At 47.4% G+C, this 20,444-nt stretch carries 28 protein-coding genes and 1 tRNA gene; 9 read left to right on the top strand and 20 right to left on the bottom strand.

Annotation, left to right across the window (positions count from 1 at the left end; all coding sequences use genetic code 11):
- The first annotated feature begins 58 nt into the window (after positions 1-58).
- Positions 59-583: a tRNA (cytidine(56)-2'-O)-methyltransferase gene (locus tag SVXnc_RS01910; protein WP_347722275.1), complete on the top strand. Its 525-nt coding sequence runs from the start codon at positions 59-61 to the stop codon at positions 581-583.
- A 3-nt stretch (positions 584-586) separates the two neighbouring features.
- Here the strand turns inward: SVXnc_RS01910 and rnz are convergent, their stop codons facing one another.
- Positions 587-1,492 carry a ribonuclease Z gene (gene rnz / locus SVXnc_RS01905; RefSeq protein WP_347722274.1) on the bottom strand — a complete coding sequence of 302 codons (906 nt, stop codon included), beginning with the start codon at positions 1,490-1,492 and terminating at the stop codon, positions 587-589.
- A 96-nt stretch (positions 1,493-1,588) separates the two neighbouring features.
- Here rnz and SVXnc_RS01900 point away from each other — a divergent pair, with 96 nt between their 5' ends.
- The gene (locus SVXnc_RS01900; RefSeq protein ID WP_347722273.1) at positions 1,589-2,227 is read left to right on the top strand and encodes a hypothetical protein; all 639 of its coding nucleotides are present in this window, start codon (positions 1,589-1,591) and stop codon (positions 2,225-2,227) included.
- Here SVXnc_RS01900 and SVXnc_RS01895 read toward each other — a convergent pair.
- Together SVXnc_RS01895 and SVXnc_RS01890 are read right to left on the bottom strand one after the other, a co-directional pair.
- Positions 2,219-3,139: a methyltransferase domain-containing protein gene (locus tag SVXnc_RS01895; RefSeq protein ID WP_347722272.1), complete on the bottom strand. Its 921-nt coding sequence runs from the start codon at positions 3,137-3,139 to the stop codon at positions 2,219-2,221. The two genes, SVXnc_RS01900 and SVXnc_RS01895, sit on opposite strands and share 9 nt — an antisense overlap.
- Entirely contained in the window at positions 3,136-4,146 is a 1,011-nt protein-coding gene (locus SVXnc_RS01890; RefSeq protein ID WP_347722271.1) for a lysylphosphatidylglycerol synthase transmembrane domain-containing protein, read from the bottom strand. The genes SVXnc_RS01895 and SVXnc_RS01890 overlap by 4 nt, the downstream gene beginning before the upstream one ends.
- An 83-nt stretch (positions 4,147-4,229) precedes the next feature.
- Between SVXnc_RS01890 and SVXnc_RS01885 the strand changes: the two genes are divergently transcribed.
- Positions 4,230-4,658, top strand: coding sequence for a DUF2391 family protein (locus SVXnc_RS01885; protein WP_347722270.1), 429 nt, complete (start codon positions 4,230-4,232; stop codon positions 4,656-4,658).
- Between the two features lie 36 nt (positions 4,659-4,694).
- Positions 4,695-5,120, top strand: a complete 426-nt coding sequence (locus SVXnc_RS01880; RefSeq protein WP_347722269.1) for a hypothetical protein — start codon at positions 4,695-4,697, stop codon at positions 5,118-5,120.
- Here the strand turns inward: SVXnc_RS01880 and SVXnc_RS01875 are convergent.
- The 6 genes from SVXnc_RS01875 to SVXnc_RS01850 all read right to left on the bottom strand — a co-directional run bounded on the left by SVXnc_RS01875 (position 5,117) and on the right by SVXnc_RS01850 (position 9,259).
- Positions 5,117-6,004: an ABC transporter permease gene (locus SVXnc_RS01875; protein ID WP_347722268.1), complete on the bottom strand. Its 888-nt coding sequence runs from the start codon at positions 6,002-6,004 to the stop codon at positions 5,117-5,119. The two genes, SVXnc_RS01880 and SVXnc_RS01875, sit on opposite strands and share 4 nt — an antisense overlap.
- Positions 6,004-6,882 carry an ABC transporter ATP-binding protein gene (locus tag SVXnc_RS01870; RefSeq protein WP_347722267.1) on the bottom strand — a complete coding sequence of 293 codons (879 nt, stop codon included), beginning with the start codon at positions 6,880-6,882 and terminating at the stop codon, positions 6,004-6,006. The genes SVXnc_RS01875 and SVXnc_RS01870 overlap by 1 nt, the downstream gene beginning before the upstream one ends.
- A 3-nt stretch (positions 6,883-6,885) precedes the next feature.
- Complete coding sequence (locus SVXnc_RS01865) at positions 6,886-7,989, bottom strand: COG1470 family protein (protein WP_347722266.1); 1,104 nt, start codon at positions 7,987-7,989, stop codon at positions 6,886-6,888.
- Between the two features lie 62 nt (positions 7,990-8,051).
- Positions 8,052-8,669, bottom strand: a complete 618-nt coding sequence (locus SVXnc_RS01860) for an RNA ligase partner protein (protein WP_347722265.1) — start codon at positions 8,667-8,669, stop codon at positions 8,052-8,054.
- 45 nt (positions 8,670-8,714) lie between these two features.
- Complete coding sequence (locus SVXnc_RS01855; protein ID WP_347722264.1) at positions 8,715-9,125, bottom strand: hypothetical protein; 411 nt, start codon at positions 9,123-9,125, stop codon at positions 8,715-8,717.
- 62 nt (positions 9,126-9,187) lie between these two features.
- Positions 9,188-9,259, bottom strand: a tRNA-Gly gene (locus SVXnc_RS01850).
- Between the two features lie 185 nt (positions 9,260-9,444).
- Between SVXnc_RS01850 and SVXnc_RS01845 the strand changes: the two genes are divergently transcribed.
- Genes SVXnc_RS01845 through SVXnc_RS01825 form a run of 5 tightly spaced genes read left to right on the top strand, consistent with a single transcriptional unit; the run spans position 9,445 to position 12,344 of the window.
- On the top strand, positions 9,445-9,858 hold the full coding sequence (locus SVXnc_RS01845) for a hypothetical protein (protein ID WP_347722263.1): 414 nt from the start codon (positions 9,445-9,447) through the stop codon (positions 9,856-9,858).
- Positions 9,858-10,604 (top strand): NOP5/NOP56 family protein, encoded by a 747-nt coding sequence (locus tag SVXnc_RS01840; protein WP_347722262.1) that lies wholly within the window; start codon positions 9,858-9,860, stop codon positions 10,602-10,604. The genes SVXnc_RS01845 and SVXnc_RS01840 overlap by 1 nt, the downstream gene beginning before the upstream one ends.
- Complete coding sequence (locus tag SVXnc_RS01835) at positions 10,601-11,065, top strand: NUDIX hydrolase (protein WP_347722261.1); 465 nt, start codon at positions 10,601-10,603, stop codon at positions 11,063-11,065. The genes SVXnc_RS01840 and SVXnc_RS01835 overlap by 4 nt, the downstream gene beginning before the upstream one ends.
- A gap of 30 nt (positions 11,066-11,095) precedes the next feature.
- A complete protein-coding gene (locus SVXnc_RS01830) occupies positions 11,096-11,746 on the top strand; it encodes a fibrillarin-like rRNA/tRNA 2'-O-methyltransferase (protein WP_347722260.1) in 651 nt (216 codons plus the stop codon).
- Between the two features lie 43 nt (positions 11,747-11,789).
- Positions 11,790-12,344 carry a hypothetical protein gene (locus SVXnc_RS01825; protein WP_347722259.1) on the top strand — a complete coding sequence of 185 codons (555 nt, stop codon included), beginning with the start codon at positions 11,790-11,792 and terminating at the stop codon, positions 12,342-12,344.
- Here SVXnc_RS01825 and sufC read toward each other — a convergent pair.
- The 11 genes from sufC to SVXnc_RS01770 all read right to left on the bottom strand — a co-directional run bounded on the left by sufC (position 12,334) and on the right by SVXnc_RS01770 (position 20,330).
- The gene (gene sufC, locus SVXnc_RS01820; RefSeq protein ID WP_347722258.1) at positions 12,334-13,077 is read right to left on the bottom strand and encodes a Fe-S cluster assembly ATPase SufC; all 744 of its coding nucleotides are present in this window, start codon (positions 13,075-13,077) and stop codon (positions 12,334-12,336) included. The two genes, SVXnc_RS01825 and sufC, sit on opposite strands and share 11 nt — an antisense overlap.
- Positions 13,078-13,131: 54 nt before the next feature.
- Positions 13,132-13,479, bottom strand: a complete 348-nt coding sequence (locus SVXnc_RS01815) for an iron-sulfur cluster assembly scaffold protein (RefSeq protein WP_347722257.1) — start codon at positions 13,477-13,479, stop codon at positions 13,132-13,134.
- Positions 13,472-14,641, bottom strand: coding sequence for an aminotransferase class V-fold PLP-dependent enzyme (locus SVXnc_RS01810; RefSeq protein ID WP_347722256.1), 1,170 nt, complete (start codon positions 14,639-14,641; stop codon positions 13,472-13,474). Before SVXnc_RS01810 ends, SVXnc_RS01815 begins: the two co-directional genes overlap by 8 nt.
- Positions 14,642-14,714: 73 nt before the next feature.
- Positions 14,715-16,220: an MATE family efflux transporter gene (locus SVXnc_RS01805; RefSeq protein ID WP_347722255.1), complete on the bottom strand. Its 1,506-nt coding sequence runs from the start codon at positions 16,218-16,220 to the stop codon at positions 14,715-14,717.
- Between the two features lie 77 nt (positions 16,221-16,297).
- The gene (locus tag SVXnc_RS01800; protein WP_347722254.1) at positions 16,298-16,498 is read right to left on the bottom strand and encodes a helix-turn-helix transcriptional regulator; all 201 of its coding nucleotides are present in this window, start codon (positions 16,496-16,498) and stop codon (positions 16,298-16,300) included.
- Positions 16,495-16,929: a DUF2178 domain-containing protein gene (locus SVXnc_RS01795; protein WP_347722253.1), complete on the bottom strand. Its 435-nt coding sequence runs from the start codon at positions 16,927-16,929 to the stop codon at positions 16,495-16,497. The genes SVXnc_RS01800 and SVXnc_RS01795 overlap by 4 nt, the downstream gene beginning before the upstream one ends.
- Complete coding sequence (locus tag SVXnc_RS01790) at positions 16,922-17,311, bottom strand: hypothetical protein (protein WP_347722252.1); 390 nt, start codon at positions 17,309-17,311, stop codon at positions 16,922-16,924. Before SVXnc_RS01790 ends, SVXnc_RS01795 begins: the two co-directional genes overlap by 8 nt.
- Positions 17,308-17,700 carry a hypothetical protein gene (locus SVXnc_RS01785; protein ID WP_347722251.1) on the bottom strand — a complete coding sequence of 131 codons (393 nt, stop codon included), beginning with the start codon at positions 17,698-17,700 and terminating at the stop codon, positions 17,308-17,310. Before SVXnc_RS01785 ends, SVXnc_RS01790 begins: the two co-directional genes overlap by 4 nt.
- Before the next feature lie 96 nt (positions 17,701-17,796).
- The gene (locus SVXnc_RS01780; protein WP_347722250.1) at positions 17,797-18,882 is read right to left on the bottom strand and encodes a SufD family Fe-S cluster assembly protein; all 1,086 of its coding nucleotides are present in this window, start codon (positions 18,880-18,882) and stop codon (positions 17,797-17,799) included.
- A 57-nt stretch (positions 18,883-18,939) separates the two neighbouring features.
- On the bottom strand, positions 18,940-19,257 hold the full coding sequence (locus SVXnc_RS01775) for a hypothetical protein (protein ID WP_347722249.1): 318 nt from the start codon (positions 19,255-19,257) through the stop codon (positions 18,940-18,942).
- A gap of 71 nt (positions 19,258-19,328) precedes the next feature.
- Positions 19,329-20,330 (bottom strand): alcohol dehydrogenase, encoded by a 1,002-nt coding sequence (locus tag SVXnc_RS01770; RefSeq protein WP_347722413.1) that lies wholly within the window; start codon positions 20,328-20,330, stop codon positions 19,329-19,331.
- Positions 20,331-20,444: the final 114 nt, after the last annotated feature.

Genomic DNA, 20,444 nt, shown 5'->3' with positions numbered 1-20,444 from the left:
TCGGTGAAGACTCCTAGCCAGGTCTGGACGTTTAAGATTTGCGGAAGAATCTTGAGTTGTGATTAAGATACTTAGGATCGGTCATCGTGCCGGACGAGATGATAGGATTTCAACCCACGTGGCCTTGACAGCCAGACAGTGGGGTGCCGAAGAGATCGTATACAGCGGTGAGAAAGACTCGAAGATGATGGAAAGCGTCCGAGATATCGCAGATCGCTGGGGCGGAGAGTTCAAGGTGTCCTACCGTAAAGATTTCGGGAACGTGATCAAGGAGTTCGACGGTCTCAAAGTCCACTTGACTATGTACGGCGAACCGATCGAGGAAAAGATAGATGATATAGACGCCGAGTTCGACGAGGACATACTGGTCGTTGTCGGAGCGGAAAAAGTCCCGAGAAAGGTCTATACAAACGTTGATTACAACGTAGGCATCGGCCACCAGCCTCACAGCGAGATAGCTGCCTTAGCCGTTTTCATGGATCGTTTTACAGATATCAAACATGATTTCGAAGACGCCGATATCGAAGTCGTCCCGAGCGAGGACCGGAAGCTGACGGAAGACAACCGCTCACGTCCAGAATAGGGTTTATTCCGGTCTATGCGGGCTTATCTCGAAACGCATCCCGTCATCGGCTAGAACTGAGTTCTCGAAGACCTGCTTTGCTTCTTTCTCAAGTTCATCTTCCTGTCCAAGGTATCTTCTGGAGAGATGGGTCATAGCTAGCTGTTTTACACCGGCTTCCTTGGCTATCTCTGCGGCCTGTCTTGCCGAAGTGTGGCCATGACGATCCTCGATAATCTCGTGTAGACAGGTCGCTTCATGGATCAAGAGATCGGCGTTTGCCGCGTTTTCGATCATTTTATCGCATTTTTGAGTATCTCCGGAGTATACGACCTTGCGACCTGAGACCTCCTCGATCACTTCCTCCGGCTCGATGGTCTTTCCTTCGTACTCTATGGTCTCTCCCTGTTTCAAATCTCCTATCTTCGGAGATGATTCGAGTCCGAGCTGTTTCATCTTCTCCTTATTGGCCTTTCGGTGTTTCTGTTCTTCGAAGACGAATCCAAACGCGTTTATGCCGTGTTCAACCTCGAACGGCCGTACTTCGTATCCCTGGCCCGCAATTACATCTCCTTCGATAAGATCTTCGACGAAGATATCGTAGCTGCGGTTGAAGTATCCTGTATCAAGTATTTTTTCCGTAAACTCTTCTGTCCGTGGCGGCCCGTAGATATAAAGCGGATGTTCCCGGCCTTCCATCTCCATTGTCTGGATTAAGCCTAGGAGTCCGGAAAAGTGATCGGCATGCCAGTGGGAGATGAAGATCTTGCTGATTTTCATAAGCCCGAGCTTGTTTTCCATTATGCTTCTCTGCGCTCCTTCACCGCAGTCGAATAGTATTCTTTCCCCATCGAAGTTTACCATGTTACATGCTAGTCCGCGGTCTCTTGTCGGCACCGCACTTGAGGTTCCTACTGTCCAGACATCCATAAACAAAGCTTGTCAGCTGAAGATTTAAGCAACCCGGCGGTTAGAAAAACAGCTCAGAAAACGTATAGGGAAAAGTATATGAATTATAGTTGTTACTTGTCAATCATAGTGGTACTACATCGCAATTCTTGGGACGATTCCAGAACTCAACCCAGTGAAAGCAGCGGAGTTAACGAGGTTTGTGCGTGGGCAGGAGTTCCAAGCCCGGACAAACAGATGACTACTCAAGACGATTATAGAAGCGACAAAGCCGATTACGGGAGGAACCCGCGGGAAACTCTCGGAGGATACGGCGAGGAAAACCTAGCCGAGTCCGACGAGACGTCTGGAGAAAAATTCCAGATATGGAAACACCTGAAGGACACGCTTTCAGCTGAAGAGGTCGGTGAAAACGGACGTTTCATCGTAACACACTCGCCTTGGCTACAGACCCTGCCAAACGATAACCCGTCTCCTGAAAGTAGAGACTATCATGTCATAATAGACCAGGACGAAAACGAAGGTCTTTACTCACCTATTTTTGATAAATTCAGCCTGAATCCTGCTGCGATAACAAGAGAACTATCTGAACGAGGCTATGACGTTGAAAAAGCAGAACTCGGTGTATACGAAGGAGTCCCTGAGAACCACAGTGAAGACGGCAAGACGGATTTCCAGCAGTTCAACGAGTTATGTGAGAAAGCCAGAAATGCGGAAAACTGGATGATCGAAGGAAAGATTCAGAACTCAATCTAGCACATAGATATAACGAGTCAGGTTCTTGTGAACGTAGACCTCGAAGCTGGCCTCATATCCGGCCAGTTCGGGTTCGTTGTACATGAAGACCTTGGTATCAGCTATCTCATCCATTGATTGAAGGAAGTTCTGAATCGGGCGGTTTTCCGACTTCGAGGACTGACCGTATGGCAGATCAGTCACCAAAGCATCGAACTTTGTTCCGAACTCTTCACTGACCTCATCGATCGCACACTCTTTGATGTCGTGAACAATTATTCCATACTCTTCGAGGTTCTTTCTCGTGCCTTTGACCATCTCTTTCTGTATGTCGCTCCCATGAACTCCTATTCCGCATAGACCGGCCTCGATCAGTATGCCGCCGGTTCCACAGAACGGATCGATTACATGGCTGCCAGGAGGCGCCTCGGAGAGATTTACAAGTACTCTGGCAAGTACAGGATCTAACGAGACCGGGGAGGAAAACTCTCTGTTATCATTAGTTCTTTCCTGGAAAAGCGAACGATCTATATCCTCTATAACTTTTCCAACAACTATCTCATCTTCCAAGACGTAGATTTTGATGGTTTCAACCGGGTTCTCGAGATCCACAGAGTTTTCTTCAGTGGAAAGATACTCTCCTATCTCAGATTCTGCTCCTTCAATCTCTGCGTCTATATTCTCGGCTCTGACCGCATAAGAGTGTTGAGGTCGGTAATCAAAGTCTATACTTTCCTTTTTGCCTCTGTAGAGTATTTTTGAGACTTCATGGGTTAGACCGAGTCTTTTGAGCTGCTCTGGCTCGGTTTCTGTGGAAGCAAGTCTTGAAACCACGTCAGAGGTTTCCTCTATTTTCTGCGATCTCAGGAATCCTTGGAGGTCGGCTTTTGCCAGCTCCAGGTCCTCTCCGGCAAGTAAGTATACGTAGCTCATTTTCCGCCGTTTACCCTGTTGAGTGTGAAGTAACCGATGATCAGTCCCGGCCAGTAGGTCGTCATCCTGTAAATTATAGCTGCTGAAATCCCGGTTGCGAACGAGACAGGTAAGAATAGCGAGACCAAGCCCGCCATAGCGGCTTCAAAGGTTCCTGAACCTCCAGGAGTCGGTGAGAAGTTAGCCAGTCCGCTGAAAGCGATTATAAAGTAAAGCGGAGTGATATCTGGCTGGTGGCCGAGAGACCAGAGTACGAAGTAAAGACAGAAGACCTGGATTACAAATCCGAAATGTGCGACCAAGCCCGTCTTGAAAAGGTATGCCGGGTCCTCGCCGATTATCTGGAAGGAGGCGAGTGTGTCATCGACGTTTTCCATTAACGAATCTATCCTGACCTGGTCAAGGCCGAAAACCTTCAGCTTGTCAAGTATGACTCTCAGAACATCCTTGAGCTTGTCAGATTCGAACCATAGAAGGTACATTAGCGGCCCGCCGATAGCTACAACTATTAACGCGATGTAAAGTCCTTGTAACATCATCTGCCTCACGGAACGGAAGAAAAACGCGTAGATAGCTCCTCCGATCCCGAAGGTGAGTACAGGAACAGTGTTGATTACATCTGCGGAGAATACACTGGAGATAGCTTTCTTGTACTCGACGTCCTGTGAGTCCTTGACTATGTATGCCATTACAGGCTCTCCTCCGAACTGTCCGAGCGGAGTAACCGAGTTCATGAAGAACCCGGACATGAAGACTTCGAGCGCAGTAGTGTAACTGGTGCCGATACCCATCTTATGGAATATGCGGTACCAGACATAGCTCCAGACCGGGAACACGGCAAGCCCGAGGATGAAAGCAGGGACTAAGAGCATAAGGTCTGCGTTCTGAATCGAGTCCACGAACTGGGAGAAATCAGAGAAGTAGATTATGCCTGCTATGATCGCCGTCGAGATAAAGAACCAAATATACTTGTTGTTCAGCTTGGCAAGTTTTCGCTTGTAATTCATATTATCAGAGGAACATGCCAGATTTATCAAACCCTTCGAAGGGCCGTCAGCTTATAAACTAAAGAGATAAATCTTGAGCTACCGTGATCCGCGAACTGGTACAGGAAGCGTCCTCAAAGTATCCTTTCGGAGGAGACGATTTCTTCCAGCAGATAGTGGGAAGCGCCCTGCTTTCAGCTCCTTTCATCTTCACGGAAGAAGTATGGACTATCGCATCCAACACCTCCACACAGCAATCTTTAGCAAGCATAGCGGTCACACTGCTTTTAGGTCACGGAATACTTTACGTAGCAAAGCAGGATAGAGATTTTGAAACCGAGAGAAAAGTTTTCGGAGTAACACTGCGTTACATCTCACTTATGGCCGTAAGCTTCGGCTCAGTACTACTGGTTTTAACTCTTACAGCCACAGCCCAGACCTTTGGCGCATCAACAGCCGAGATTCTGAAAACAGTCTCAATCATATCCGTTTTCTCAGTTATCGGCGCTGCGACCGCCGACAACCTGATCTAAAAAAGAGATTTAACTCTTCCAGAAGACCCATGTACCGTGGAACTGGAAGATCTCGAGGAAGGTGAAAAAATCCTCTACAACGATAAGAAAACCCCTCTGACGGTAAAGGAAAAGACCGACAACGGCATCTGGGTTCAAGGACCGAACGGCGGCCAGTACCTGCTCTACGAGCAAGACGATGTAGTCCTGACATCGAAAAACGAGAGAAAACAGTACTCAAGTCTCGTGGAAAATCTGCGGAAAGTCGGCGAATGGATCAGAGACGGAGACCGATGGCACCATTCAAAGACAGAAGCAGTTATACGCATCATCGAAGCTGAAACAGGAAACTACAAAGTTCTTGGCGATAACATCACGTTAACTATCGACCAGCCCGGCTACGGATACCTGAAAAAAGAGCCAGCGATTGAAGACATCGAGAAATTCATCGGCAAGCACCCTGAGGGAACGGACGACTCCTAGATATCCTGCCTCATGAAAAACAGATACGAGAGCATAAACGAAACCATAGTTACTCCGAGAAGATAGATCAAGTTACCGACCGATGAGTTAAAACTCTCTCTCAAAGTCGAGTTCTCCGTCTCCATAGCCATAACTTTCTTCGAGTACTCTGTATAAGCCACAGACGGCGAATACTTCGATACCGACTCAGAGAAAACCTGCCTTCTCTCATATACGTTCTCAGCCTCCGGCCCGCTATCTACCACAAAACCCGCGACCAAATTGCTTAAGAGCGGCATAGCTACGAAAACAAGCAGTATGAAAGCAGAGGCGATCAAAGACCTCCAGCTAGTCTTCAAAGCAGTCGATGTAAGAACTCCAAGTCCTAGGAAGAAAAACATGTAAGTCGATGTACCTACCCATACAAGACCCAGACGTATGATATCAGAAACACCAGGAATCTTCGATGTTAAGTATATAGCAAGACCTGAAGAAGCCATCAGTGAGAAAAGTAGGCACAGCGCGACCATAAAGCCCGAAGCGATGAACTTACCGTTTATAACCTCATCACGGTAAACTGGATAAGATAGAAGTAACTCGAAGGTTCCTTTTTCTCTTTCACCGGATATCGCATCATAACTCAAAATAATTGCGAGCAACCCAGCAGCTAAAGGGAAATTAAAGCTGATCAGCGGAGTAAAAACTTCTATAAGTTCAGGAGGGCTTGGAGCTTCACCGTAAGTATTGCCCGAGGCAAAACGCTCTAAACTCGACTGATAGTTATCGTAACCTACGTAAACAGATCCAAGACAGAAAATTGTGAATATGCCTAGCACAAGCAGAAACTTGCGGCTTGAAAAATAGTTAGATACCTCCTGAGATGCTATGTCCCACTTAGAACCCATCAGGAGGTCAGCCTCATGTACGCGTCTTCGAGTGTTTGACCGCTGATCTCAAACCGCTCGATCTCAAGATCTTCGTCCAGGATTCTCTCTAAAAGCTGTCTGCGCGGACGATCCTTCAAGGAGACCTTCGCATAACCTTTCTCGATCTCATAGTCGAAGTCCTGTAAGACGTTTTCAAGAGCTTCAATATCCGTTGTTTTAACTTCAACCACTAATCCGTCTTCTGCGTGTTCACCAAGCTCTTTACGAGTGCCTGCGGCCTTTATAACGCCATCGTTCAGCACGCCGAACCGGTCGCATAGCGGGCCGATCTCTTTTGTAACGTGGGACGAGAGAATAATTGTCTTGTTTTTCTGCTGGTTAATTCGCTGTATAAGCTCTCTAAAACTCTTTTTTCCCTCTGGATCAAGTCCTGTTGTCGGCTCATCGTAAATAATCACGCTTGGATCCTTTATCAAGGACTGTGCGATCCCTAACCGTTTTTTCATGCCTGTAGAGTATCCTCCTACTTTTTTGTCTGCTGCATCCTTCAGTCCTACAAGTTCAATCAGTTCTTCGATATCCGGATCTTGCTTTACAAGTGTAGAGAAAAATCTGAGGTTTTCTCTAGCATCCATCGATTCATAGAAGTTAATATCAGATGGCAAATATCCTAGTTCCTGCCTGAGGTCTTTCGAGTCCTCTATGCCTTCCAACGTGACCTCTCCAGAGTCCTGATTCAAGAGTCCGATAATAGTCCGGAACAACGTGGTTTTACCGGCTCCGTTCGGACCGAGAAGACCGTAGACCTCCCCTTCCTTTACCTCGAGATTAATACCTTTCAGAACCTTGAAACTGCCATAGCTTTTTTCCAGACCTTCAATCTTCAAAGAAGCCATTTTTTACCTCCTCCCGAGTTTCCAGTACGTCCCTCCCATCCCAAGCAGGCTTACAAAGATCAGCCCCACACCGATGTAACTAAGACCGCTTTTCGTCCTGACATGTACGCGGATCTCCTTAGCTTCGATATCCAGGTTATCGGAGCTTGGATCAACCGTTATGTAGTAGTCACCTGCCTCAACGTTGCCCGGAACCTTTACAGTATAATAGTCGCTATACCGATCGTACTGTGCTAGTACATCTTTAGGTCTCTCAAGACCTCTGGATTCGACCTCCCAGTTTTCAGGTGCCTGTATATCCGTCTCCAGGTTGGTGATCGGCGCCTGACCGCGGTTCCTGAACTCAACGTTTAAACTGGCCTGTTTGCCCGGCCAGGTCGTAATATAGTTTTCACTTATCTCGAAGTCCAGCTGCCTGGTTTTCTCCGCGCCTCTAACCTCTAAATTGATCTCCTCAGTGACATTACGGGAAGATTCTCCTCTGAAGACAATACCAGTTCTCTGTGCTTTAGCCGACTCAAGTACCTCTATAGTGGCTGTAATATCGAATTTTTCACCTGCCGGAACCTCAATACTTGAAACGTTAAACCCCTGATAATTGTAAGTTACGAGAATACCCTCAAGATCATTTACGGACAAATTGTATGTTTTGTTCTGAGTTCCACTGTTTTCAAGGGTTAACGGAACCGATATCTCATCGCCTCGGGCGGCAATAACTCTTCGAGGCACATCCGCAGTCAACTTCGCATCAGAGAAAATATCTTCATCGGAGCTAACAGTTAAGTTCATGTAGCTTCCTCTATCAGACCATCCAAGCCCATTAAACCTGACCCATAAGTTTTCAGTCGGGAAATCGAACATCCGCTCTCCCTGACCGTAAAGCTCGTCGAAAGTAGCCTGTTCAAGTATGAAACGAGAATCCTGTCTTTCCTCGGAAATCTCAAGTCTTCGATCCGGCACATCAATATAACTGAAACTGTAGTTGCCTAGATCGGCTTTCTCCCCCTTATAGACCTTGAGATCGTCAGTGTTGGAATACGCCAGCGCCATAGAAGAAAGTAAAACAGCTGATAGAACGATTAAAGCAGTTTTCTCGAGAACTCTCATACAGGATTATTCACACCGCCTTGTTTTAAACACTTATGAGCTGTTCGAATGCTTTCGAACAGTTAAAGCCTTTCTTCCAGTACGTCTGCGAGCTTGTTGCCCTCCAAGTGAGTTATTCCGAACTCATCGGCCCAGTTCAAAACCCCGCGGTCTTCGGAGACCAGAGTCCCATCAAGTTCTTTGGCAAGTAAAAGTAGATCCAGATCCTCCTTTGAATCAACTATGCCCTTTCTCATGGTCTGTTTGTAATCATCACGTAGATCGGAGACTGCTACATCGACCTGATCGTAGTACTCGTGTTCAGGCTCTTCTTCCATCTCATCGAGCTTGTGAAGTGCTTTCTCCGAATCTCTCAAGCCTTTATCGACTCTTTTCCGCATTTCCTCGACGAACTTGTACATCATATCGCCAGGGACCTTTACCTCGTGGCGAGACGGGCTACGGCACCTGACCCAGGTATTTAATTTACTGAGAACTTCGTCGCTGACACTGCCTTCCATTATTTTCTCAAGCTCCTCGAAGGTCGAATCCGGCATGTAAAACTTGAATCCCTTTTCTTGCTCGGCGCGTTTCAACGTATCCAGTATTCTCTCTACAGCCTCTGCCATCGACTCGTTGTTTTCCCGAGCGTCCTCTGTCATGAAAGCTGATGTATCAACTACGAATTTTTCCTTATCCATAGAAACGAGTTTGGACGGAATCTTTTTTGAGCTAACCGGCCGGAGTTATCTCAGCTTCGAGTAAGGGTAAAGTCCTGACAGATACATTACCGTCCAGCCCGCTAGGTGTCCGTAGTAAAGCGGTTCGATTCTCGTGAAGAAAAGCGAGACACTGAATCCGACGAGTAGTAGGTAGCCAACCATTCCAGGCCACAGATGCATCTTCATGAAACTATCGGCGTTTTCCTCGCTCATAATCTTGGTTAAAGTGCCGGATAGAACTCCTGAATGTACGAAGTAAACCGTACTCCAGTCAAATGCGGCTGCTACCAGAATCGGTGCGAGAAACGCCATCGGTCCAAGCAAGTTCATGTTGAACGCGAGCCAGAAATAGATCAAGCCGGCCGTCGTGGAGAAAACCAGGTTGGCGTTTCTAGCCTGTTCCTCGGTAATTGAATCAATTTTTTCTTTTAGCAATCTTACAAAACCTCTGAAAGCCATGCTCGCCATGGCTTATGTTGATCAAACTGACAGCAGTTTGCGGCGACCGGGATTTGAACCCGGGTTATGTGCATGGCAAGCACATGTCTTAGCCACTGGACTATCGCCGCATCGTGTTACGCTACACTCGAAAACCTCCTTTTTCTGCGTTCACAGAAACTCGACTGAGTTTCGAGGATCGCGCAATAAGCCGCGGCAAGCACGGCTTCCTATAGATAGTAATCGTGGTTAGCTTCTTAAAGAAATGGGAGGCGCTCAGACAAGGTTTTGAAACTTCGCCGATCAAATAGTTATTATGGAAGATGAAGAGTTCAAGGACTATCTGGCCGATAAGGCAAAGGAGATCCTCAACGAACAGACAAGTGATGTAGGGAAAGCACCTGAAAAGAAGGAGAAACTTGAGAGCAGGGCTGAAAAAGAATCGGAATCGAAGATACCTTTCGCCTGGGATCCACGCGAGGTAGAGCATCTTGCGAAGAACAGAAAGTCGATGACAAACAAGGAACTCGAGAACTTCATGGACAAAGACTCCGAGCTTCATGAGAAAATGGAGGAGATCGATGAATGGACAGGATTCGCCCGATGGGAAGAACGGTTCCTTCTACAGAACGTTGACAAGGAGATCGAGGATCTAGCTGAGGAAATGGATCGTTCCAAGCCCGAGATAGAAGCTAAAAAGATAATGATGGGCATCCAGGGTACAGAATAATGGATAAAGAAGATTTAAGGAAAAAAGCCCTAGAGGAAACCCGTGAGAACCTAAAGCAGGCTGACCGCGATCAGTTCATCGTGAAAGCTGTCAAATACTTGGAAGAAGTTGAGAGAGGTTACAGCAACGAGGTTGAACGGTTCAGAGACTGGTATGCGATCCACTTCCCAGAACTGGAAGAGGAGATTCAGGACGACGATGAGTTCGTGAAGCTGCTGAAAAGAGGGATTCACAGAGACGAGCTGGATCCTTTCCAAGAGATGGCAGAAAAATCCACTGGCTCACCTCTGGAAGGGAAGGACAGAGAGATGCTTGAAACTGCCTTTGAACGCATAGAATCAAGTCACGAGATCAGAGAGGAGATCAGAGAGTATGTAAAAGACTCTGCCTTAGAGGTTATGCCGAACCTATCGAAGCTGCTCGATCCTATACTGGCCGCTAAAGTAATAGCTATTGAAGGATCGCTTGAAGGCTTAGCCAAAGAGCCGGCTTCAACCATTCAGATGCTTGGCGCGGAGAAAGCACTGTTCCGTTACCTTCGTGGAGAAGGAACGCCTCCGAAACACGGAGTGATATTCGAACATCCTTTCGTCTCCGATCTGCCGGAAGATAAGAGAGGCAAGATGGCCAGGTTCATCGGGAACAAAGCCGCTATCGCCGCCCGGCTCGATGTCTACGGCGATAAGGATAAAGGAAAGAGCTTGCGGGACGAGGCACAGGAAAAGTACCAGAGCTTGAAAGAATGAGAGTTCCTGAGGAGGCGGACAGGGACTTTACCGCAAGCTGTTTTATAGTAGAGGACGGGAAGGTTCTTTTTCTGAAACACTCGAAGCTTGGAAAATGGCTGCCTCCCGGCGGACATATAGAAGCGGATGAGACCCCTGATGAGGCTGCTTTACGTGAAACATTAGAGGAAACTGGATGGAAAGTAAGAATAAGTAAAGATTTTGTCCCGGAGACCAGCTACGATTCTGTATCCCAAGATCTTCCCAGACCGTTTAACGTAAACATTCATCCTATCTCCGATGATCATCTTCACTGTGATTTCCAGTTTCTCGGAGAGCCTATCGAAAAACAGGATGCGAGCCATGGACACGAACACGATGGCCTCGAATGGTTCACAATCGAGGAGATCGAAGAGATTGAGACTCCGGAAAACGCTAGAGTTGCCGCCCGGAAAGCACTTAGACTAGCAAGAGACCGGTAGTTAAATCAGTTGTAGCGCTCAAAGAGTATTATGAAAGAGATTCAACCCGGAGTTTTCAGGAAAGGCTCGAAGATTTTCACGAAAAACGCTGTTGAAGGACAGAAAGTTTATGGAGAGGAGCTGCTGGAAGTAGATGGCCTCGAGTACCGTGAGTGGAATCCGCACCGTTCGAAGGCGGGCGGTGCAATCGCGAAAGACATCGACATCGAGTTAAAACCTGATTCAACTGTTCTTTATCTGGGAGCGGCCTCAGGCACAACGGTATCGCATTTTTCAGACATACTCACCGGAGGCTTTCTGGTAGGCATAGAGTATTCTGATACCGTCGCCCGGAAACTCCTGGAGCTGGCTGAAAAACGTGAGAACATCGCTCCAATCCTCGGAGACGCTAGAAAACCGGGAGAGTACGAACAATACCTCGATAAGGCAGATATTGTCTTCCAGGATATATCCCAAAGCGATCAGCCGGAGATATTTTTGAAAAACTGCCGAAAGTTCCTGAAAGAAGATGGAGTTGGTTTGCTGGCGGTTAAAGCCAAATCAATCTCAAGCTCACGTGAACCCGAGGAAATATACGAGGAGGTAATCGAGAAGCTCGAAAAGGAAATGGAGATAGTCGATAGAACGACTTTAGAGCCTTACGAGACCGATCACATGTTTTTGAAGCTGGCGAAGAAATAGACAGGTCAGAAACAGTTTTGAATCCTTGTTCTATACCACATACATGGGATTTCGGGAAGACTTCGAGGAACCGCTCAAAATTGTTCTGGAGATAAATGAGGATACTTACCGGGGAAACCTACATGGTTCGATCGGACCGGCTTTTGTCTACGGCATTGAAGAACAGGAAAGCTACTTTCCTCCGGAGTTCCCCGAATTAAATATCGACTCCATGAGGGAAGAGACAGCTATTGGGGAAAAACCGGTGACGGTCGAAGACTGGCTGCTGACCGATGAAGAAAATAATAGCCACTATCTTGTACAGGGAAAGTCCTACGGGAACTCGGAGTCAGATCTGGAGTTCGGAAGAAATCAGCTCTATGACTTTGCCGCAGAGTTCAGAACTATGGAGACAGATGTCTACGACAACATCGAAGACATGTTTCTTGTAGTTGCGCATCCCTCCGGAGTGAAGAATCCGAGGACGGATTTCTCGAAGGTAGAAAACGGGATTGAAAAAGCAGTCTCGGACGGAGAGGAAGCAAGGATAGCTGCGGACGTCTACCGCTTCCAGCCTCCCTCAGACAAGGACTACCCTTTTGAACACGTTATTCCGTGAGCCATTCATACCCTTCATCTTCCAGCTTCTCGGCTAGCTCCGATCCACCGCTTTCCACTATCTCTCCGTCCATCATGACGTGGACGTGATCTGGCTTGACGTGATCAAGAATTCTCTGGTAATGTGTGATCATCAAAACGCCTTGATCCTGGTTGGCTAGTTTGTTGATTCCCTTGGCTACGACCTGTAACGCATCGATGTCTAGCCCGGAATCAATCTCATCCAGCACCGCATACTTTGGATCGAGTACCGCCATCTGTAGGATCTCGTTTCTCTTCTTTTCTCCGCCGGAAAATCCTTCATTCAGGTATCTGCGGGCGTACTCTTCATCCATATCCAGCAGGTCAAGTTTCTCTCTCAGCAGTTCGTTGAACTCTGTCTGAGGCATCGGCTCCTCGCCTTTTTCCTCACGGCGGGCATCGAGCGCTTCCTTCAGGAACTCTGCTACCTTGATACCGGAGATCTCACTTGGATACTGGAAGGCTAGGAAAAGGCCTTTCCGTGCGCGCTCGTCTGTTTCCTCATCGGTTACGTCCTCTCCGTCGATAAGGATCTGGCCGTCATCGACCGTATAGACCGGGTTGCCCATCAAGGACTTACAGAGAGTGGACTTACCGGAACCGTTCGGCCCCATTATTGCGTGGATCTCTCCAGGATTGACCTCTAGAGAGACTCCTCTTAGTATCTTCTCATCTTCTACGGATGCTTCCAAATTCTTGACTTCTAGACTCATAGAAAAATCATTGATCAGAAGTTTCTTAACTTATCCCAGCGAGCAGCGAAACCCTTACTCTATGGCATCCTGAACTGTATTTAGCCCTAACAAGGCGCATTTCAATCTCATTGGAGAAATCTCAACGCCTAACTGATCAAGCATCCATTCTTTGTCAAGATCTCTGAGTTCTTCAACACTCATCCCCTGAATTTTACTCGATAAAATACAGATAGAGGCCGTAGCAATAGCACAGGCATCAGACTGATGTTTTACATCCTTTATCTCGCCGTCGACCGTCTTTACATAGATCTCCGTTGAGTCCCCACAACTGGCGTTTTCTCCACTCGCCGGTTTAACATCTTCTATAACCCCGACATTAACAGGTTTTCTATAGAGATCAAGTATCTCTTCTCTATACATCGAAAACCCTCTTGGCTTCCTTTACCGCGCGGACGAGTCTGCGAACATCTTTTTCAGTATTGTAAATATAAGGAGATGCTCTGACCGTTCCGTTTATACCATGTTTTTCCATTAAAGGTTGTGCGCAGTGATTCCCAGCCCGGACAGCTACATTGTTCTGGTTCAAAACTTCTGCTATATCATGCGGATGTGCGAACTCCGCTGTAAACGATGTGATCGTTGCTTCTACAGGTGAAAGAACTTTTATGCCTTCAATAGTTCTCAACTGCTTGACTAGATGCCTGTTTAGCTCTCGTTCGTGTTCTAGAATTTCTTCGGGTTCGAACTGCCGTAAGTAATCGACGGCCGCGGATAAACCAACAGCTCCTGCGATGTTAGGAGTCCCTGCCTCAAATTTTTCAGGAGCAGGTTTGTACTCAACTTCTTGCTTGGTCACAGAGTCTACCATGCCCCCTCCGACCTGGTAAGGCGTCATTTCTTCAAGCAAATTCCTTTTACCGTACAGTACTCCGATTCCTGTCGGCCCAAGCATTTTGTGGCCGGAAAACATCGCGAAATCCACGTCCAGCTCGTGGAAATCGACCGGCATGGACGGGACGGACTGAGCGGCATCAAGAACAACCAAGGCATCGTTTTCGTGTGCGAGTTCGACTAACTGCTCGACCGGCTGAACCGTACCATATACATTTGATACATGCGGAACAGATACAACAGCCGTTTTTTGAGTTATCAGTTCTTCTGCGGCATCTATATCGATTTTACCGTCTTTTACAGGTATGAAATCTATTTCCTCAAAGTTTTCCCTCCAAGGCAGTTGCTCGGAGTGATGTGCTAATTCTGGAAGAGCCATACGTCCTTCGATATCAAGCGAGGAAGCCAGCAAGTTCACTGCCTCGGTACATCCGCGGACAAACACTGTTTCATCCGCGTCTGCTCCTATGAACTCCGCTATGTTTTTTCTGGCCTGGCTGTATGCTTTCGTCGAGTCCGCTGCTAGATCGTAGAGTCCTCTGCCGACATTCGAGTTATTCTGGCTGTAGAACTTTTCTACGGCTTCAATTACCTGCGCTGGTTTCTGAGTGGTTGCCGCATTATCCAGATAGCTGAGTTCTGTTCGCTCCTGAAATATCGGGAAGTCGTCTCTGATTTTACCGGTTTCCATAACCAGTTAATTGAGCTGAATCTTTTTTACCTAGATCCATCTCCGATAAACCAGGCAGACAACCCTTCCGTTCTTACCCACTTAAAGAGCTGAAAAGCTCTTTTCCAGGCAGCACAGACTTGAAATGATCTGTAATTGTCTGCCCGAAGTCATCAAGCTCTTCAGCAACCTCTCCTTTTTTGCTTTCTTCCGGATCAAAGTCTTTACGCCACGTACCTCGCCTGTACCATAGATATGCGATTATAGCTCCCAAAATGTTTGATACAAAGAAAGCTATCCATACACCGACTGTACCCAGTTCTATAGCTCCGAAGTACGCTATAGGTAATCGGATTACTCCCAGAGTCATTATTGAGACAGCGGCAGCCACCATGGTTTTACCTGCGCCCCGGAAACTTCCTGAGAACGATCTTAAAACACCTATAAACCCAAAGCTGAATGCGACGTATCTGAGGAACTCTGCGGCAGTCGCGGCCACATCAGGGTTTGTTGTAAAGACTGATGCGATAGGACGAGCAGTGAAGAAAACAACCACGCCGACACCTGTTAGAATAGCTAATGTATATTTGGCTCCGATTTTAGCGGCCTTTTCAGCACGGTCAGGTTTTCCGGCTCCAAGATTTTGGCCGGTCATTGTTTCCACGCCTTTACCTATAGCTATAGCAGGCAAAAAGATCAGAGAGAACACTCTAACCCCTATACCGTATCCTGCGACCACTGGATCTAGGAAGTTGTATCCTACAACCGCCACCAACAAGTTCACCGATATGGAGCGCGTTGTGGACTCGAAGCTTGCCGGTAAGCCGATCTTCAGCATTTTTCTGAAGAAATCAAGATCCGGCACCATGTTTGACAGGGATAGCTTGACCCCTCTTTTCCCGCTGAACAGTATCGCTAGTCCTATGAACATTGCCAGCGCTCTTGAGGCGACTGTGGCTACGGCTGCTCCTTGTACTCCCATTGAAGGGAAGATCCACCATCCGAAGATCAGGAATGGATCGAGAACGATGTTTAGTATCACTGTAGCTAGCATCAACAGCATTGGCGTTACTGTGTCTCCGTAGCCTCTCATCAAAGCCATGAATACGAAGAATCCGAACATGAAAAACAGTCCGAGCGAGATTATCTGCATGTAACCTGCTGCTTTAGGAACCACTTCTGGAGACGCTCCTAGTAGCGATACGACATCTCCGATGAAGAAGTAGCCTATAACGCCGAGTATGGCGGACGCTACGAGACTGAAGGTGATAGTCTGGGATGCTGCGAAATCTACTTTCTCACTTTTGTTTTTCCCTTCGAACTGTGCGACTAGAACGCTTCCTGCGACCGAAAGCCCCATTCCTAGCGAGATCAGGAAAAAGACAAGTGGAAACGCGAATGTGATTGCGGCGAGTGCTTCTTCGCTTAGCTGGCCAAGCCAGAAAGTATCCGCAAGGTTATACATTGTCTGTAAAAGGTTAATTACAATTATAGGTAGCGAGAGGTAAAATAAGTTCTTCCCTACCGGTCCGTTTGTCAGATCGAGTTCGTCTTTAGTCTTGAATACCGACTGGAATTTCTGTCTAATTTTAGAAAACACTAAGAATGTAGTCTTTCAAAAAGTTTTTAACCGCCGCGGAAACCGATGGATGAATGTATTCACCGGAGCATTGTTTTTCAGTTTTCATACCAGAATATGTTCTCTAGGTCTGTATCGAAGAACTCTGCTATTTTCAGCGCGAGTTCGAGGCTTGGGCTGTATTTTCCGGTCTCGATTGCGTTGATTGTCTGTCGGGACACATCCATCTTGACCGCCAGTTCTTTCTGTGTGATGTCTTTTTCCGCCCGGTATACTTTCAGTTTGTTTTCTACACTCATAGCTTCAGCTTCCAGAAGTCAGCCTCCAGTCCATAAACTCGGTAGTAAACTCTAAAACACAGGTATGTTATCAGGGCTGCCGGGATGGCTACATAGGCATCGTAAGTCTGGAGAGTTCCCAGGCCGGAAATGCTTTCTGCGTAAAATCCTGTGGCCAGGCTCCAGATCAGACCGATGTTGAAAAGCGTCCAGAACGCGCTGGAAGCAGCCTTCCTATTTATTTCAACGGCGCGTTCATCATCGAGGTTATCCTCTCTCCGAAGACTATCTATGTTCTGATAAGCTCCGTAAGCCATCATGAGTCCGAAAAGAACGGATGCTAAGGCGTAAAGATACATACCTTCTACTGCGAAAAATCCGGTTACTATCAGCCAGATCGGCAGTACGAAAAGCATAGTTGCCAGACGCATCACTTCAGGGAAATCACTCATCAGAACCGCCCCTCAACTGAACTAGGTTCTTCAGGGAAAAAACTATTAGCCACGCCCATAGACCTAGTTCTGCCGTAGATCTTATCAGTTGCGGATTTAACTCGATACCTGTGGTTCCTGCCGGTATCAAGGCAAGTGAAACCACTACAAAACCCCATGACATTGCTTCAGTTGCTATCTGTTGTTTGCGTTCGTCTATAATCGGCCGACCGCTATACCAGCTCCAGAGATTAACTAATACAATCCAGAAACCTGATACCGCAGCGATCTCAAACATATCAAGGTACAGGCCCCAGTTCGGCATCAGCGAAAACAGGAAAAGCGCGACATAAGTAAACCACAGCGCATTCATCCTTGCCGGAAGAAAGTCAGCTCTCCTCACTCTATCACCCGATAACGTTTCAAGACCTCTATAAGAGCCGCTAGTGATATTATAGCTCCCCAGGAAAGGTAATACGGTGCGGCCCAGTCCGGGTAGCTCCATCGACCGAGTCCGATTCCGATCGATATAACGATCATCGCAACGCCGCCGAAAGCTCCAGACCACATAACAGCGGCATGAGTTGATTCTTCGGCGAGCGCAGTATCACGTTCGTCAAATATAGGTTTAGTGCTTTTTCTACCAATCAGAAGCAGGGAAACTACCGCAACCGCAGTTACTACAGCCGCCTCTAGCTCATAGCCTGTATTGAACAAAACAACCGATCCAACTATGCCTGCTATCAAAACCGCAAAATACAGTTTTCTGCCGTACTCAAATAGACTCTTCATGTAAAGTATACTTTACCTAAAGTCTTATAAACTTTACATCGATCGGCGAGGTAAGTTCAGGAATAAACAAAAATACAGTCAGAATAGCTCAGACAGCTATTCTTTGAGCTTTTTTCTTACCTGCCGTCTTACTTTTTCCTTTAGCTCCGGTAGCTCGATCTCCTGAAGCACAGGCTCGAAAAATCCTTTCACGATAAGTTTTTCGGCCGCATTATCGTCCAGCCCACGGCTCTGAATGTAATGCTGTTTTTTATCGTCGATGCTGCCTGTTGATGCGGCATGGGATGCTTCGACGTCCGGGTTCTCGATCATGAGTTTCGGTGAAGCATCTACCTCTGCTTTATCGGATAGAACTAGGACTTCTTCGTCTTGGAAGCTGGAGGTATCCTCTGCGACCTCTTCAACTTTCTGGAGGCCTTCGTAGACAGATCTGGCTTCACCGTCGACTACCGCCCGTGAATCCATCTGGCACTTGGTATTTTCACCCATGTGTCTCACGTGAAGCGAGGTATCTATGTGTTGCTGGCCGGTCGGATACCAGGTGGCGAGTTTCTCGGTTTCGGTGCCATCCCCCTTAAGTATTGTTTCTATCTTCGTACGGGCTAGCTGGCCTCCGAAACTTGAGTTCAGCCAGTTGATCTTCGAGTAATCTTCCAGAACCGCTTTTTTCCGCGAGTAGATGAACTCCGCGTTCATCGACTGTACGCAGCCGTAGTTAACCGTCGAGTTCTCAGATAGGTAAAACTCATCAAAAGATGTAACATTTTCCGCAGAACCTTCAAAGCTTTCCGTTATCTGGAGTTCGGCGCTTTCCTCGGTCTCAACTACTAGATGGTTGAAAAGATCGGATTCGGCTCTGTATTTTATACTGACTTCTGCTCGGCCCTCTGCGCGGATATAGATAACAGAGTTCAGGTTCGCTACATGTACCGCATTTAACTTGTTCTCATCAACTTCCAGTAGCTCCATGAACTTCTCTTCTGCGGCCTCGAAGGCTTCGGCACCTGTTTTGACCTCGATTTCTCCCTTCGCCTTTATCTCAGGTTCGAAGGCATCATCTTTTTCCGCAACACTTAGTTCCGGGTAACGAGTCCAAGTCCGTCCCGGGGTTCGGATCGACGCAGGGTTATCAAGTTGTTCAACAAGCTCTTTTGCCTTCTGTTTGAAAGTTTCTAAACTCATATGCTACCAGTGGCGAGAAAATTGTAAAAAAGGAATATGAAAACATAGCTCGGCTGTCTAATCGGCCAGAGCATATCTGAAAGAGTCCCGGTAGTTTTCGTTAATGCCTAGAACATCACGAGACCAGGACTGTGCGTCCTCGGATAGCCGGTATTTCGGCATACTGTGCTTATCATCAGTCTTTATGAACTCTTGTTCATTCATCTCCAGGATGTCTTCGGCTAGCTGGTCTGTGGTGTAAGGCATCTCAGCTAAAAGCCTGTGTAGCTCAACTGAGTTATCTTCCTCGCTCTCAAGCGCGTTAAAGTATCTTACATACTCGGCTACGCCAACGTTTAAATCAAGCTCCTGGTCGAAATCCGTTCTGACAGACATGTATCTTATAGAACATCCTAGCGTTTATAACCATTTAATCAGGTAAAAAGGGAAAGAGAGGATAGAAAGACTCAGAACTCAATTACTGCTCTGAATCTTACCTCTCCATCCATCATCTTATCGTAGGCTTTCGCGTACTGGTCAAGATCGAAGGTCTCGGTCTCAGCCCGGATTTCTCTAAGCGAGCCGAACTCGAGTGTATCCTGATTGTCTCTGGCATGGCCTGTAGACCAACCGGAGATCTTTCCACGGGAGCCTATCAAATCCATGACGTTTACCGAGATCTCTTCTCCCGGAACCCCGACAACCGAGACCTCTCCGTTGGTTGCTAATCCGCCGACAACGTTTTCAATCGATTCAGCGACCGGAGCAGTACAAAGTATTACGTCAGCTCCGCCCAGCTCTTTGAGGGCCTGTGCCGGATCTTCGGCACTTGAGTCAATGAAGTGATCGGCTCCTAGCTCGTAACCGTACTCTTCTTTGTCCGCCGAGTGACTGATTGCTACGGTTTCGTATCCTGCTTCTGATGCGTACTGTACTCCGAGATGTCCGAGTCCTCCGATTCCGACGACTGCTACGAGATCGCCGGGTCTCGCATCCGTGTGACGAAGAGCGTTGAAGGTTGTAACTCCCGCACACATCATCGGTGCGGCATCAACTGATTCCAAATCATCCGGTACTGCGGCAAGGGCTTCTTTCCGGGCGGTCATGTACTCGGCGTGTCCGCCGTCTCTGGTGAGACCTGTGACTTCCTGGTTTTCACACTGTAGAAAATTACCTTGCCGGCACTGTTCGCATTCAAAGCAGTGGCCTCCGTGCCATCCTACTCCGATACGTTCGCCTTCACTCCAGTTCGATACCTCGTCTCCGAGCCGGACGATCTCTCCGATTACCTCGTGGCCAGGAGTGATCGGCAGCTCAATTCCCGGGCGTTGGGCTTCGACTGTGAAGACATCGCTGTGGCAGATGCTTGAGGCCTCCACCTTGATCAATACTTCATCCTCGGCCGGTTCCGGGACTTGTTTTTCAACTATTTCGATTTTACCAGGTTCAGATACAGCCGCCGCCTTCATCATTTCTGCCATGTTTGTAAACGGGAAATCCGGTCTTTTAAGTTCTATACCCCGGGCTTGCGGGCGTCTCCTCGACGAACAGTTACGTTTTTGAGTACAGAAAGACCTCGGGTA

The sequence above is a fragment of the Candidatus Nanohalococcus occultus genome, assembly GCF_029207735.1.
Lineage (GTDB): Archaea > Nanohalarchaeota > Nanosalinia > Nanosalinales > Nanosalinaceae > Nanohalococcus > Nanohalococcus occultus.
The sequence above is the reverse complement of the archived record's forward strand: the minus strand, read 5'-3'. Positions and strand labels throughout refer to the sequence as shown.